The organism is Tunturiibacter gelidiferens, assembly GCF_014201335.1.
In the GTDB taxonomy this organism is placed as follows: domain Bacteria; phylum Acidobacteriota; class Terriglobia; order Terriglobales; family Acidobacteriaceae; genus Edaphobacter; species Edaphobacter lichenicola_E.
The window spans coordinates 298,044-313,127 of sequence record NZ_JACHEB010000007.1; the positions used below are offsets into that span (position 1 = coordinate 298,044).

At 58.3% G+C, this 15,084-nt stretch carries 12 protein-coding genes; 3 read left to right on the plus strand and 9 right to left on the minus strand.

The features are described from left to right. Nucleotides 1-2 precede the first annotated feature (2 nt). From HDF14_RS16025 to HDF14_RS16045, 5 genes are all read right to left on the minus strand, one after another. Nucleotides 3-2,099, minus strand: coding sequence for a PP2C family protein-serine/threonine phosphatase (locus HDF14_RS16025; RefSeq protein ID WP_183978517.1), 2,097 nt, complete (start codon nt 2,097-2,099; stop codon nt 3-5). 450 nt (nt 2,100-2,549) lie between these two features. Further along, nucleotides 2,550-3,338: a LytR/AlgR family response regulator transcription factor gene (locus HDF14_RS16030; protein WP_183978518.1), complete on the minus strand. Its 789-nt coding sequence runs from the start codon at nt 3,336-3,338 to the stop codon at nt 2,550-2,552. Nucleotides 3,339-3,346: 8 nt separating this feature from the next. Continuing rightward, complete coding sequence (locus HDF14_RS16035) at nt 3,347-3,895, minus strand: zinc ribbon domain-containing protein (protein ID WP_183978520.1); 549 nt, start codon at nt 3,893-3,895, stop codon at nt 3,347-3,349. After that, entirely contained in the window at nt 3,892-4,278 is a 387-nt protein-coding gene (locus tag HDF14_RS16040; protein WP_183978522.1) for a hypothetical protein, read from the minus strand. The genes HDF14_RS16035 and HDF14_RS16040 overlap by 4 nt, the downstream gene beginning before the upstream one ends. Then, nucleotides 4,275-4,910 (minus strand): RNA polymerase sigma factor, encoded by a 636-nt coding sequence (locus tag HDF14_RS16045; protein ID WP_313899605.1) that lies wholly within the window; start codon nt 4,908-4,910, stop codon nt 4,275-4,277. The genes HDF14_RS16040 and HDF14_RS16045 overlap by 4 nt, the downstream gene beginning before the upstream one ends. Before the next feature lie 165 nt (nt 4,911-5,075). Here HDF14_RS16045 and rlmB point away from each other — a divergent pair, with 165 nt between their 5' ends. Together rlmB and HDF14_RS16055 are read left to right on the plus strand one after the other, a co-directional pair. After that, complete coding sequence (gene rlmB / locus HDF14_RS16050; RefSeq protein WP_183978527.1) at nt 5,076-5,864, plus strand: 23S rRNA (guanosine(2251)-2'-O)-methyltransferase RlmB; 789 nt, start codon at nt 5,076-5,078, stop codon at nt 5,862-5,864. Further along, nucleotides 5,861-7,804, plus strand: a complete 1,944-nt coding sequence (locus HDF14_RS16055) for a M1 family aminopeptidase (protein ID WP_183978529.1) — start codon at nt 5,861-5,863, stop codon at nt 7,802-7,804. The genes rlmB and HDF14_RS16055 overlap by 4 nt, the downstream gene beginning before the upstream one ends. Nucleotides 7,805-8,253: 449 nt before the next feature. On the opposite strand, the gene HDF14_RS16060 is transcribed toward HDF14_RS16055, so the two are convergent. Together HDF14_RS16060 and lepB are read right to left on the minus strand one after the other, a co-directional pair. Further along, nucleotides 8,254-9,963, minus strand: a complete 1,710-nt coding sequence (locus HDF14_RS16060) for an AsmA family protein (RefSeq protein ID WP_183978531.1) — start codon at nt 9,961-9,963, stop codon at nt 8,254-8,256. A gap of 46 nt (nt 9,964-10,009) precedes the next feature. Further along, nucleotides 10,010-10,810, minus strand: a complete 801-nt coding sequence (lepB, locus tag HDF14_RS16065) for a signal peptidase I (RefSeq protein ID WP_183978533.1) — start codon at nt 10,808-10,810, stop codon at nt 10,010-10,012. A gap of 407 nt (nt 10,811-11,217) precedes the next feature. On the opposite strand from lepB, the gene HDF14_RS16070 reads away from it, so the two are divergent. Next, complete coding sequence (locus HDF14_RS16070; protein ID WP_183978535.1) at nt 11,218-11,688, plus strand: VOC family protein; 471 nt, start codon at nt 11,218-11,220, stop codon at nt 11,686-11,688. A gap of 39 nt (nt 11,689-11,727) precedes the next feature. Here HDF14_RS16070 and HDF14_RS16075 read toward each other — a convergent pair whose 3' ends face one another. Further along, entirely contained in the window at nt 11,728-12,156 is a 429-nt protein-coding gene (locus tag HDF14_RS16075) for an energy transducer TonB (RefSeq protein ID WP_183978537.1), read from the minus strand. Between the two features lie 30 nt (nt 12,157-12,186). Next, the gene (locus HDF14_RS16080; RefSeq protein ID WP_183978539.1) at nt 12,187-15,057 is read right to left on the minus strand and encodes a protease pro-enzyme activation domain-containing protein; all 2,871 of its coding nucleotides are present in this window, start codon (nt 15,055-15,057) and stop codon (nt 12,187-12,189) included. Nucleotides 15,058-15,084: the final 27 nt, after the last annotated feature.

The following is a 15,084-nucleotide window of genomic DNA, read 5'->3' on the forward strand; positions in this document are numbered from 1 at the left end:
AACTATGACATAGCAGTCCGAGTCAGATAGATCACGCTAACGTCATCCTCCTGTCCAAACTCCTGCGCTGCACTCGCAATCTCCGCGGCGGTACGTGCCGTCTGTAAGAGTTCCGCCACCCGCTCGAAGCCGAATAGCTGCCTGTTCGCGTCGGTGGCCTCGATGACACCATCCGACACCAGCACCAGAGTGTCACCCTCTACCAGTTGGAATCGCATTAGCGAAGGCTCCGCGCCATCCACCATCCCGAGAGGCAAAGCGCCCTCCATAGCAATCATCTCCTTGTTTCGATACGGAGGCACATGCCCGGCATTGGCCAACACCACTTCGCCGTCTCTGGCGATGGTGAGCGCAAGACAGGTGGCCTGAGCGTCGTTACGCCCAAGCAGCCTCTTATTCAACACTCGAAGAATTAGATCCGGATCCGCGCAGACATCGGCCGCCGTCCGAATCGCCCCAATCAGAAGTGAAACCATCATGCCCGCCTTCAAACCTTTGCCGGTCACGTCGCCGGCAACGATCAGCAAGCTCCCATCCACTCTATTTGGAATGATCTGAAAGAAGTCTCCACCCACCTCGCGCGCAGGCCGATACTCGCTCTCGATCAGAAGCCCTGGCAGCGTCAGCCGTGCCTCCGGCAGAATGACCTGCTGTACCTCCTGTGCCTGCTTCACGTCAAGAGCCATCAGACGCTGCCGCTCCAAGGACCGTAATAATCGCCGCAGCAGAAGCAATGTAAGAGTCACTACCAAGGCAACATCTATGACTTGCCACATCGTGAAGCCCACGCCAAAGGGATACCAAAAGAAAGGAACGTTCAAACTAACCAACTCGGGTGCCCAAAGCCCAACCCCGAAGAGGATAACGGCGGGCAAGACCAGCCAGCCCTCGACGCCCTGTCGTCGAATCCCCTGAACAACGATCCAGATCAGAGTCGAGAATAAGAGCAGCCGGGAAACAACATCCGCGACATAGAAGGCGGCTGTAACTGAGGTGGGTGCGGAAATAACCGATGTCGATCCGGCAAATAAGGTCGAAATCAGGTTCAGCGCTGCTAAACCAAACACAGCGAACCGTAACCAGGCAGGTCGTGGTCGCCCAAACCACACCCACCAGACCATCAACCATCCTGCGTAAATGAATGAATTAATAACATCAGTCATCCAGGTCCACGTGATGCCGTTGAGGTTTATCCAGCTAACTGCACTATGCAGCGCTTCAACGACAGCTCGGAGGAGAAATACACTTCCAATCCAGAGATAGACCGAGTCGGAGCGGTCAACCAATCTAAGACTGAATAGCAGTAGCGCCAGCGCGACGAATCCGACAGCGAAGGCGGCATTGGATCCAGTCGAAAGTACCCGTGCCAGCCAATCTAACTTGTACACATCCCAAATGGCGTCCTCACTGCCTAATACGGGCGCGGTGTGAAAACCACCCGCATCTGGTGAGCCGACCAAAGTCGTCGGGTCCATCCACATCCGAAAGGCAAGCACAAGGGAGGTGGCAGATGTGCGGGAGGTTCCCACCTGCGGCAAAGAGTCCTGCGAGATAGAAAAAAACATCGGTTTGGTAACGCCGGCCGTCGGCGTCTTACCGCTAAAGTCGCCGAAACCGCCCATTAGTGCGCCATTGGCGAAAAGCTGGTAACCATCGTCCACAGCGGTGGGCCCGGCGAGAGCCACGCGCGTCTCGGGCCGTTCAATCAGTCCAACGTGTATGCGATACCACGCGTAACCCGCATACCCTGGATGTCCTCTCCCAGTCCAGCCCGGCACTGAGTTTGGCGATCCAAATACTGAAGGAGGCGTTCCCGGCTTATGCCTAAGATCCACCGTCTCCCACTGCGAATCGTCAAACCCAGCCTCCGCCCAGAGTGGTTTACCCGTCACAGGATCAAGCGGCGAATCGCCAACATGAAACTTCCACGGCCCATACAACGGCACCTTGGCCCGCCCCAAAGAGATGACCGCAACATCATCCCGTTCTGTTGGCGGACTCGGTGGACGCTGCCGAGGTGCACTGATCTTGGCCGAAGCCACGAGGGCAAGTGCCCACATCGCAGAGACGCAAATCAAGGTGCGGAATGAACGAATCAACTAAGACCTCGTTCGAAGTGCAGCCACTGGACGCACTATACCAAGCAAACCGCAGCCACTCTCTCACGTCAGTCATCATCAGAAAACCTGTCAAGCCCCCTAGTCGCAAATCCCCGCGCCAATCCTGAAGATTCGCGTGGCGTATGAGTTATGCTCCAACCGCTATACTGAATACAGTGAATAAAAGCCCGGCGAAGCCGAGGCTTTTTCCATTCGGAGGGATATATACGACGGACTAACGAGTTGTCAGACAAACAGAGAGGGTCACAAATGAGTCCCGACCGCGCAAATCGAGCATCAGCATAGTGGCAATACCCCGCTAACCTCTTTAGAAAGACGAATTTGGACGTAACCCCTTTCGATGGACGAATTTGCAGCTCATCGTAGGGCGTATATTAATGATAATAAATGACTTACGCGCTGGCAACCAGGGGGGGGGTACCCCACAGCCTACAGGTTGAAGAGCTCCCGCAACCGTTTCGTCTGCGACCGGCTCACCGGAATCTCAGTCTTCTGGGCATCGTCCATACGTAACTGGTAGCTCGACTTGAACCACGGCACCACCTCCCGTATGTGCTGAATATTCACCACATACGACCGGTGCGCTCTCCAGAACGTCTCCGGATCGAGCTGATCCATCAGTTCCTCCAGCGTCCGGCAGTTCGACTGACCCTCAACCGCCCGCGTCACGACGCTGATCGTGCCCTCTTCGATCGACGCGAAACAGATCTCGCGCTGATCCACCAACAGCAACCGGCTCTGCGCCCGGACAATTACCTTGCCTGAGTTAGCCTTCGGCGCCTGCGTCTGCTCCTCGACCAGTCGCAGCAGCGCATCCAGCTTCGCATCGCTGGCGGACTCCACCGGAGCCACCCGCCGCGCCTGTGCCTTTTCAATCGTCTGCATCACCCGCTTCCGATCGAAAGGCTTCAGCAGGTAATCCACCGCATTCACCTCGAATGCGCGAACCGCATATTGGTTGAACGCAGTAGCAAACACCACCTGAGGCATCGGAACCTTACGGTCCAGCAGCTTCTTCAGCACGCCAAAGCCGTCCAGACCAGGCATCTGAACATCCAGAAACACCAGGTCCGGCTTATGCATCCGAATCAGCTCTACAGCCTCAATACCATTGGTTCCCTGCGCGAGAACCTCGACCCCACCCGCGCGCTCGAGCAGATACTGCAGCTCCTGCCTAGCCAAAGGTTCGTCGTCGATGATAAGTGCAGTCAGTGACATGCTCGCAACTAGTCACTATATACGCGCAACCGCGCCGGCGCCTGATCCTGCGCAAGATCGTGCCCACACTGCGTACAGTACACATCCGTAATCTGCACCCCGCGGAAGCAGCGTCCACATACAGGAGCCAGCTGAAACTGACACTGCGGACAGAAGTGCACGCTCGAGGTGATCTCCGTGCTGCAATGCGGACAAGGCATCAGCATCGGTTGCCGCAAGAGGAAGTACACGACAGCCCCGATTCCGCCCGGCAGCACCACCACGATCAGCATCCACAATCCAGCCGGCATTCGCCGCCGCCGAACGTCGCGGCTCACATAACCCACCAGGAGAACATAGCTGGCAAACGCCGTCCCCCACGAGTACCCCATCAGCAGCCGCATCGGCAGCAACTCATGCTTGTTATGAGGCAGCACATGATGAAACAGATACTGCACCGCACCGAACACCAAGATGGCCAGCACCACCGACCACGTCGGTATCATGCTCAGCTCATCCTCACCTTCTGTCAGGGAAACCTGCGATCGATCCGAACCCTGGCTCCAAAATCTCATCATCCAGCCACCTCGCGCTTACGGGTACGGCGAAACAGCACCAAAGCGAGCAAAGCCATCGACACAGGCAAAAACCACAAACAGAGAACAAGAAACTGGTTACTCGCATCCGGAACGCCGTTCGGTGTCACCTCGTAGGCATCCAGCACGTTCCAGACAGCAGTGCAAATAATAACGAAGAGTGAGGAACAAATCGCGAGCGGAGCCCACAAACTCCGAATTCGACTACGCCGCACCGCAAGCATCATCGCTCGCTCCCGCACCACGCGATGAGTTCGATTGACCACCGACGCTCGAGCCCCAATATTGCGAGCTCCTCCCAAAGCCTCCTGATGAGACGTCCTGGAATAGTCCTGCGAAGAGGAATTGTCGCGAGCCTCGCTCATAACTCGACCTCCGCCGAGTGACAAGAAGAGCGAAGTCGCTCCATCTCCGGCCTCAACGCCACCAGTCCGCGATACAACCTCGACTTTACCGTCGATAGAGGCGCACGAGTTACATTTGCGATCTCCTCCAAGGAGAGTTCTTCATAGAATCGAAGGACTAGAACCTCTCTGTAGCTAGGCTCGAGCCTCAGCATCGCCTCACTGATCTCAGCGCCGTTTTCACGAGATTGAAACTGATCTAGAGGAGAAGGTTCGGATATTGCCACCTCAAATGGGCGTTCGTCCTCCTTACCCTCACGCATCTCGTCGAGGCTGGCCATCACGCGCTTTCGCGACAGGTCGATCACCAGATTTCGAGCAATGGTAAAGAGCCACGTGTCGAATCGCGCCTTCCCGTTGTACTGTGCTCCCCTCAGGAGGACCCGCATCCACGTCTCCTGGAAGAGATCCTCGGCAACCTCACGCTTGCCTGTAAGGAAAATTAGATATCGCAGAAGGCGATGCTGATAAAGCTCAATGAGGGTGTCCAGAAGTTCCGGGTTTTGCTTCTTAAGTCCTTGGGCAATCGCTGCGTTTTCGTTCGAGGCTTGGGCAGCGAGCGCCGAGGTTAGCGAGATGGAACCATTCTGCACACTGCTAGAGACGTTCTTTCGGCCTGACAAGACTCGATATTTGTTGACTCGGTCCAAAAAAGATTCCTTCGAGAGACGCCAACCGTCTCGCCCGCCTACCGCCATTACTCTTCAGTCATTCTAAGGCCTGGCCTCTTTTCTCGGGCTGGGCGGTAGACTTGAAGGATGGAAGTTCTTTATGGGCTGCACCCGGTCGAGGAGGCTATTCGGGCGGGGGGGCGGCAGCTTGACCATGTTAGTGTTGCCCGGGAGCGGCGGGATGAGCGGCTGGAGAGGCTGATCGAGCTGTGCCGGACGGCTGGGGTTCGGGTGTCTCTGGAGTCTCGGGACCAGTTGACCCGGTTGGCGAGGACGGATGCTCATCAGGGAGTGCTTGCTGTGGTTCGGGAGCGGAAGTTCCTGGGGATCGAGGACCTGCTGGCTCCGAAGGCGGAGGGACAACACAGGTTCTTCCTGGCGCTCGATGGCGTTGAGGATCCGCATAACCTCGGGGCGCTGCTGCGGACCGCGGATGGAGCGGGCGTTGATGGGGTGATTCTGCCGGAGCGGCGTTCCGCTCCGGTGACGGCGACGGTGGCGAAGACATCGGCTGGAGCGTCGGAGCATGTGAGGATTGCTCGGGTGACGAACCTGGTTCGCGCGCTGGAGCAGATGAAGCAGAAGCATGTCTGGGTGCTTGGGCTGGATGAGCGCGGAACGCCGGATTACACCGAGTATGACTTCAAGAGTGATTGTGTTCTGGTGCTGGGGCGCGAAGGCGCTGGATTGCACGATCTGGTGAAGAAGACCTGCGATCATCTGCTGCGGATTCCGATGGCGGGACAAGTGTCCTCGCTGAACGTGTCGGTTGCGGGCGCGGTCGTGATGTATGAGGCGATGCGACAGCGCCGTCAACCTGCAGCTCCGCCGGCCGCACGAAAGCCTTTGAAAGAACGTAAGGGATTGGGATCTTGAAGAGTTTTGATGTTGTTTCGGCTGTAAGTCGCGGACTGGTTCTGGCGGCTGTGTTTGGAGTTAGTTTAGCGCGGGCGCAGGAGACTCCTCCTGCTGATGCGCCTCCCCCACCACAGGGTAAGGTGCTGTTCGATCGAAATCTGGATACGCCCGAGGTCGAGAAGAAGGAGAAGCCGCCGGTAAATCAGGTGGCGGTTGAGGTCAGTGATGCGGAGCGCACGTCGCTCACGTTTACTGCGTACGATCTGGATGTTCATGTGACCCCGTCGCAGTCGATGCTGGCGGTGCACTCGAGATTCACCGTGAAGAACTCGGGGAAGGCTCCGCTGACGAGGCTTGTATTTCAGATCTCTTCGGCTCTTACCTGGGAGAGTTTCGCGATGCAGAGCGAGGGGCGCGTGGTGCCTCTCACTTTCACACAGCATGCGATCGATACGGATGCCGATCATACGGGGAAGGCGACCGAAGCTGTGGTTTCTCTGCCTAAACCGCTTGAGCCGGGAGCTAGTCTTGCGCTTACGGGCTTCTACTCGGGCGAAGTGGTGCAGTCGGCGGAGCGGCTGGAGCGAATCGGTGCGCCGCTTGACCAGGCGTCTCATGCGGACTGGGATGTGGTCACCTCGGAGCACACGGCGCTGCGCGGGTTCGGCAACGTTCTGTGGTATCCGACGGCGGCGGCACCGGTGTTTCTGGGCGATGGCGCGAAGCTGTTCCAGAGTGTGGGGCTGAACAAGCTGCGGCAGGCTGATGCGACCATTCGGATGCACCTGACAGTGGAGTATGTCGGCGATGCGCCGGATGCTGCGTTCTTCTGTGGCCGCCGTGAGCAGCTGAAGAAGGTGAGTGAAAACCAGAACGTGCCGGTGGCTGAATCTCCCGGGATCGCAACGGCTGATTTCCCCGAGCAGCCATTGGGATTTCGTACCCCGAGTCTCTTTCTTACCGACCGGGCGGGCACGGTGACCGACAACAGCCTGATTTCGGCGGTGACCGACCACTACGATGCGGTGCCTGGTTACGGCGCGGCGTCGACGAAGGTGCAGCCGCTGCTGACTGAGTGGCTGGGGACTGGGCCGTTGAAGATGCTCAACGTGCTGGACCACGAGGGACAGCCGTTTGAGGACGATGCTCTGCTGGTGGTGCCGATGCGCGCAGCCGCACCGGATGAGTTGGCTCCTTCTCTTGTGCATTCGTTGAGCCATGCCTGGTTTGGCTCGTCGCATGTGTGGCTGGATGAGGGTATGGCACAGTTTCTTTCGCTGCTGTGGATCGAGCAGAGTCAAGGGCGAGAGGTTGCCATAAAGCATCTGCAGGAGGGGACGAATGCGCTGGCATTGGTAGAGCCTGCTCCCGTGGCAACCACTGCGGCAACCTCGATCGTCGGAGGAGCGAACGATCAGCCCGTCGACCCTAGACAGAGCCTGATTCTGGCGAGCGACGATGTGTACTACCGAACGAAGGCTGCGGCGGTGCTGTGGATGTTGCGGTCGCTGGTGGGCGATGACGCTTTGAAGAAGACGCTTCAGACTTACCGGACCGATAAGCTGGATAGCGATCCGAAGGAGTTTCAGCGGGTATTGGAGCGAACGGCAAAGCGGGATCTGGCCTGGTTTTTTGATGATTGGGTGTATCGCGATCGTGGCCTGCCGGACCTGAGCATAGCGAATGTAACGCCTCGTCCTCTCGATAAGATCGGGGATAAAGGCAAGGGGTTTCTGGTGTCGGTAGAGGTGAAGAACGATGGCGATGCGGCGGCTGAGGTGCCGGTGACGGTGCGATCGGGGACGTTGACTTCCACGCAGAGGCTTCGGATCGCGGGGCGCTCGAGCGCTTCTACGCGAGTCGTGTTCGAAGGGACTCCGGATGAAGTGATCGTCAACGACGGCAGCGTGCCTGAGGTGACGGCTTCGATCCATACCAAGCAGATTGAGGCGCATTAGGATCCTTGGGAGTACCCTCCCCCGGTTGCCCGCGTATAAGTCTTTTATTTTTCACTACTTAGCGCGAGACTCCTCTTGCAAATTCGTCATTCGAAAAGGGTTGCGGCTAAATTAGTTCAGTCAAAGGGTTTATGGGTTTAAATGCGAAAGCCCCGGATATTTTCCGGGGCTTTTTGTGTTGTTTCCAGTATAGCTCCTGGAGTGCAACTGGTACGCCACACGTATCTTGTTGTGTGGCCTTGGGTTAGGTGTTTTTGGGGCTTGACAGGTGTTTTTGGGGTTTGACAGGTGTTTTTGGCGCTTGACAGGTGTTTTTGGGTGGGCTAGCGACAGCAAAAGATGAAATCCGGGGGTTCCACTGCGCTACTCGCTGAAAGCCGCGAGTAGCTTCGGTCGAATGACGATTTTTTCTTTGGGGAGGAAAGGCGGCGGAACAGACTTTGACGGCACTAGCGGTGGGAGTGGGGCGCTGGCGGGCGAAGTGAAATGTCGGTCCAGGTTTGGGGTTGGCCCCAGGGGCGGGCTGCGGTGAGGTCGATGCGGTAGGGTCCGGTGGCCCGGTTGGTGGGAAGGACTTCGGTGAGGCCGTCGCCTAACTGGGGGAGGGCTGTGGCAAGAGCCATGAGGCGGCCGGGGGAGGCCATTCCGGTGAGGTGGAAGGTGCATCCGTTGGCGTCGAAACGGCCTTCGAGGGTAGCGGGATCTTTACCGCCTAAGGCTAGAGATACGGCGGATAGTTGAAAGCCGTCGACTGCTGGAGGAGCTGGTTTATGGTGTTTGGCCTGTTGGGGGTTGGGAGGGGTTGCCGTCGTAGAACTCAGAGCTACGGCGCCAGTGACTAAAGATGCTGGGCCGGCGTGGGGGTTGATGAGGCTGGCGTTGGTGAGGAGGAGGCCACCGTGCCAGGGGAGCGTGCCGGACGGGCTGGGAGCGTAGTCGATGTTGCCGGTGAGTGCGCCAGCGGCGGTGATGTCGGCTGGGACGCGGGAGCTGGCGACGCGGAGCCAGTCGAGGAGGGTGGCGGCTGGCAAGCCGGGAGTTCCGATCTGGAGAGAGGAGGATTTGGGGTTGCGGAGATCGGGCAGGGTGCCGGTGAGGGCGAGGATGGGGGCGTCGGAGGAGCCGGCGGGTGGCCAGCTGCAGCGGAGATCCTCGAAGCCGTGGAAGTCGCCGGTGGCGGTGCCGAGGCACTGGAGGTCGATGTCCATGGGCTGGGCGGGCACGAAGTCGGCGCGGCGGACGCCGGTGAGGCGAAGGTGGCCCTGAATCAGGCTGTTGCTGACGGTTCCCTGCGCGTTGGCGGTGAGATCCATCTCGCCGCGGAGGCCGGCGTCGCGGCCGAGGAGGAAGCGGCTGACTTCACCGAGGGGAGCGTTGCGCCAGGTACCGCGGAGGATGATGGGGACCTGCCCGAGTGAGGCGGCGCGGCCCAGGGTTCCCTCGAGTTCGAAGAGGCCGGTGTCGGAGACGTTAGTGTCGGTGCGTGCGGGGTGGGCGGAGAGGCGGAGATGCCATTGCTGTGGGTCGGGGAGCCAGAGGGCGAAGTCGGCGTCGGTGAGCGAGATGGGGGACTTTTCGCGGTCGAGCTTGAGGTTGAGGCGGGCTCCGGTGGCTTCGATGTAGGGGAAGCGGGGGGCGGAGCCGGAGGTTTTCTGGGCGGTGGGAGCGGCGTCGATGTGGGCGGCGTGGAGAAGGATGCTCTCGAGGTTCCACTTGCCGTTGGAGAGGTGGACTAGGTTGACGCTGGGTTCGGTGAAGCTGATGGTGGAGAACTCGACGCGGCGACGCCAGAGGGAGCTGAGGCGGAGCGTGGCGCGGACGGAGTTGGCGCGGATGACGGGCTCGTAGCCAAAGGCGGGGTCTTCGTCTACGACGAAGTTATCAAGAGTGAAGCCGGGTAAGGGGAGAAGGTTGAGGGAGACTCTGTCGAGGTGGACGGGGCGGCCGAGGCTGTTCCCGATGCTGGTGGCGATTCGGTGCTGATAGCGATTGACGCTGATGTAGGGCGGCAGCAGGATGAGCAGCATGACTGCGAGGACAGCGAAGGCGAGGTAGAGGAGGCGACGCAGCGTGTGGGTGCTGAGGGACGGAGTGGTGTCGACGTCCGCGGCTTCGCTGGGGTCGAGGGGGCGCTCGAAGGTGGGATCAGTTTCCTGCATGAATGTTGGTCCGGCGCGGTGGGGTGGATCGCGCCGGAAGAGCCTCTTATTTGATGAGATGGAAGGTGCGCTTCCAGCGTGTCTGGTCGAAGATGTGGATGAGAATGTGGCCCATGAAGCTGAGGCGATCGCCGATGCTTTGCTTGTTGATCTGGTCGGCGGGGGTTTGGAAAGACCAGTAGACGAAGAGGGGTCGGCCTACGATGTTCTCACGTGGGACGAAGCCCCAGTAGCGGCCATCGAGACTTTCGGTGCGGTTGTCGCCCATGGCGAAGACTTTGCCGGGGGGAACGACGAGGTCGCCGTCCTGAATGTGGCTTGGGAGTTCGTAGCCCCAGCTGGCGGTGACGTTGCCATAGTTGTCGGGGGGGACGGCGGGAAAGTCGTCGCGGTAGGGATCGAAGGCGTGCTGGGGATTGTCGTCGTTGACGGGCATGCCGGCGTAGGGCTCGTTTTGCGCGACGCCGTTGAGGTAGACGACGCCGTTGCGCATGTGGATGCGGTCGCCGGGGATGCCGATGGTGCGTTTGACGAGGAAGAGATCAGGCTCGCCGGGTTTGAAGAAGACGATGATGTCGCCGCGGCGGACGTCGCGATAGAAGGTGAAGGGCGCCCACTTGGCGGGCGGGGCGAGGGAGATGCGGTCGACGAGGACGTGGTCGCCGATGAGGAGAGTCTTGACCATCGAGGCAGAGGGGATCTCGAAGTTCTGGAAGATGAAGGTCATGACGAAGAGACCGATGGCGAGGACGGTGCAGATGGAGGCGAGAGACTCGAGTGGAGTTTCGGCCTGTTCCTGCTGAACGACGTCGGGGGTGGTGGCTTCGGTTGTGATGGTTTCGGGCAAGACTCTCTCCACAGATACATCTATCAGTGTATCGCTGATGGGGGCGGGGCGGCGGGAGGTTTTGGCGGTGGGAGTGGTGAGATATTTTTTGGGGAGTGGTGAGATTTTTTTTGGGGCGTGGTGAGATGAGGGATTTTGGTGTTTTTGCAGGGGGTTTTGGGGGTAGCGTGGTGGTTGGATGTGGTTTTTTGATGGTGTGACTGTGGTGGAATGTGTGGTGAATGTGGTGTTTTGGCGGTCGCGTTTTCGGGTCTGAAAAATGCGCCATGGTTTTGGAATTATTTTTGTGCCTGACTGGTTTGGGCGTCTTTAGACTTAGGGTTGGGCATCTCACACTTTCATTGGGCCGGACGACCCTTATGAGGGCGATGGCGAAAGACAGATTTTTCGAGGAGGCTAGTCATTCGATGAGTTCATCTTTGAACAAGATCACTCCGTTTCTCTGGTTCGACAACAACGCGGAAGCTGCGGCGGCTTTTTATCTTTCGATCTTTCCGAGTGGAAGGAAGCTAGAGGAGCTTCGCGCAAACGAGGCGGGGCCGGGCCCGAAGGGCTCACTGCTTGTGGTCAGCATTGAGTTGGAAGGACAGCAGGTCACTTTTCTCAACGGTGGCCCGAGCAACAAGCTGAGCGATGCTTTTTCGTTTGTGATTCGGTGCGATAGCCAACAGGAGATCGATAAATACTGGGCGAAGCTGACTGAGGGAGGCTCGGAGACTGCGTGCGGCTGGCTGAAAGATAAGTTCGGTGTCAGTTGGCAGGTGGTGCCGAAAAATATGACCGAACTAGTCAGTAATCCGGGGGGGATGAAGGCGATGATGAGTATGAAGAAGCTCGATATCGCTGCGCTTGAAAAGGCCGCCTCCCAGCCGCAATAAGAACTTGGCAAGGCTGCGGAGGAACTCGAGCCCGGTCCGTCAGCTGCTCTTCGAATGGAATGGTTCGAACTTCACCTGCACCGCAGTTCGTACCGTCGACGGTACCCCCTCGATAAGGAACGGCTTGTAGGAGTACTGCTTCACTGCGTTGACTGCGGCGGACCGTAACATCTCCGGGCCACTGATAACGACAAGTTTTGTAACGGCACCGGTTGTATCGATTTCAACTCTCAAGACGACTACACCTGAGACATGCGCAGCCGTAGCCATTGGTGGGTAAGGAGCATCTACACGCTTGATGAGATGTTCTTTTGCAAGTTTGTCATCGACGCTGGTTGGGGGTACCGCAGCAGGAGCAGGCGCGTTTTGCCCTGATGAAGTTTGGGCTTTTTGATCAGGAGTCTGAGCGATCGACGACAGACAAAAAAGCAGGCCGATAGCAAACACAGTACTGGATAGGATCTTCAAGTTAGTCTCCTTGGCGGTGTGGACGATGCGCTATTTCACCGTGAGGGTGAAGTTGGTTGAGGCTGTGATTGTGGTGTTCACGGAGTCGGTTCCGGTTAGTGTGAGGGTGTAGTTCATCGCGTTGGGAGGGGGTGTTGTATTGGCAGCTCCGCCGGAACTGCTGCCTCCACTTCCTCCGCAGCCGGAGAGGCCGAGACCAAGTGCTGCGATGAGCGCGATACTGAGCCATAGTGACGGGCTGAGTATTCGTCTTCTCGTGAAGAGAGCTCCGCAGGCCACCAGGCTCGCGTAGACGACAAGGCCGGGTGCGTTGCGCCGCGGTGATGAGTTTTCTTTTCTCGAGGAAGCATGTGAGGTGAGGGTGCGGAAGTTCGAACGCGCGGCCGGTGCTGGGGAGCTACAGATCGATCCGACGCCGATGATGAGTGTGGCAGCGTTCGGGTTGTTGGTGGATGATGCGCCGATGGAATAACACACTTCGGCGGTGCCATTCGTTGTTGTGGCGGCGAGCGACCAGGTAACCCTGCCACTGTAGTCCGCAGTGGGCGTCACGGCGATTGGGATGCTTCCCTGGCTGCCGTTTGCAACTGTGAGATTGCTGGCCGTAACGGTAAAGCTGCCAGTCGCCGTTACGTTTCCGACGAGGATCGAAGTTGTTGCGACCGCGGGCAGATGCGTAGCGTCACCGGGGTAGGTGACGGTGATCAAGTGAGAGCCGGGGGTTGCGGGTGCGACGAATGTGTAATTTGCGATCGCGTTCGACAAAGATGCATCTGTTGAGGAGAACGTTAGAGCAGATTGCGCGATGGTGTGATCGACAGATACCGCGAGTGTGCCTGTGGGCACGTTATTTCCATTGAGAGCCCCGGTGGAGGAGTAAAAAGATCCAACAGTGATCTGGACTTGAAGGCTTTGCCCCGGCGAGGCCGAAACTAAATATGGAGTTAGCTGGATGTTCGTGGGGGTCTTGCTCGTGGTGCTCGTTGAGGGCCACGCTGTCACTAAATGGCCGAAATCAACGCTTCCGAGACCAGTCGCTTCGTCATAGCCAGGCGTTGCGGCATAGCCAGATTCACCTGGCGCGGTGCAGTTGCCTGTGCCAGAGATGCAGGCGTTGGAACCTGAGGTGATGTCGTGAAAGGCAGCGGCGTAGGAAGCAGGGTTAGAAGCCAGACCGTACAGTTGGGGGTTTATATTGCCTTGTCCGTCTGTTTGCTCAATCTGATTCAGGATTGTGAGAAAGCCTGCGACGACGGGTGCGGCGAAGCTGGTCCCTCCGGCCACGCTGTACTTCCCGCTGCTGTCCTGAAGGCCGTTGATGCAACTTGTCTGGCTCCCAGTGAGCGTCGGGTCGCTTGAACAGATAAGGAAGCCTGGGCTTTCAATGGAAGATTGAAGAGCTATGTCGGGAAGAAGGCGGAACGCGCCTGAGGGTATGCCGGGGACACCGCTTTGCCAAGTAGGACGAGCGAAGTGGGAGCTGATACCTCCGCCACCCGCCGCAATTCCAAATGAAGCTGAGCCCTCATTCCAGACTACCTCCGGAACGTAGGAGAGCAGTGAGCCAAATGGCGAATTGGGACTTGAACCCCAATATGGACTGGATCCTGCGGCAAAGGTTCCCGCTGCCATCTGAGTTCCCCCGACGGCTGTAACGAAAGGGCTGGATGCAGGATATGAGACTGAAAGAGCCTGTTGCTGGGTGAGCGTTAGTCCGGCGGAGGTGAAAGCAGCGCACTCGGTAGAGCCGTTGTCGCCTGAGGCTGCGACGAGAGTTTGACCTTGAGCCGAAGCCTGTTCGAAGAGGGAGTTCCCCTGATCGAGGTCTGTCGGACTTATAAGCGATTCGCAGATGCCGTAGCTGATGCTGACTACGGGAGCGATGTTCTCTTCGATTGCGAATGCCAGGGCATCGAAGACATCGTAGTTCTGGTTGTTGCCTACATAGACGAGAAAGATGTTGGCATTCGAAGCGATACCGGAAGAGTACTCAAGGTCGATCTCCGATTCTCCCTGGTCCCCGGGAGAGATGGCTTGTACCCCGGAACCTGGAACGAGAACGGGAGTAATTGGAGTCAGTCGCCCGGAAAATATCTGAAAGGAGGTGATCTCGGAAGAATCTGCCGTCGTGTTCACAAAGGACTGACCGACGACAGCCAGCGCTTGGCCCTCACCAGAAAATCCACTCGTGAAGAGGGTGTTCAGGTCGTACATTGTGGCTATGTCTTGTGGGCCAAGGTAGTGGGCTTGTGTTGATAGTGCCGTGTAGTTGGGCTTTGGGCGGGTTTGTACTTTGATGGACGGCTTGGGGCGGAAGTTTGATAGGTGGAGGACGGCTGCGGTGACCGAGGCCAGTTCTGTTGGCAGGTTGAGATCGGCTGCCGGGGCGAAGTGCTGTTCGCCGTCCACCTGGTAGTAATGAAGGTCTGTGCCGAAGGCGGACTGAACTTGCGCGGCGGTGCCGGAGAAGGTGATGCGATCACGGCTGCGGGCGATGGACTCTACGTGGAAGCCCTGAGACTGCAGCCAGGTTTCAGCGGCGGCGATGTCGTCGTCGGCCATGCCGAAGCGGGTGGCGAAGGTGTCCGGTGTGAGCCATTGATGGTAGAGGGGTGAGGACCGGTTTTGCTGCGCGGCCAGGAGCTGTTGCAGGTCATCTTCCTGCGCGGGCGAACGCTTGAAGACGAGCGTAATGCCTGGAATGGACATCTGCGAGGAGACGGGGCCGAGATCCTGCCCGCGGCTGGCTTGCGGGGTGCGAGATCCGACGAGCGCGGCTCGGCTTGAATCCGCGATGTTACGGGTTAAGCGCGGCGTGAGCTTTTGTGCAAAGGCAGAAAAAGAACAAAACAGCAAGACCGTCAAAAAGGACGGCGGAACAACTCGGCAAATCCGCTTCATACGGGTGGTCAAACTTTCGAGAGCCTA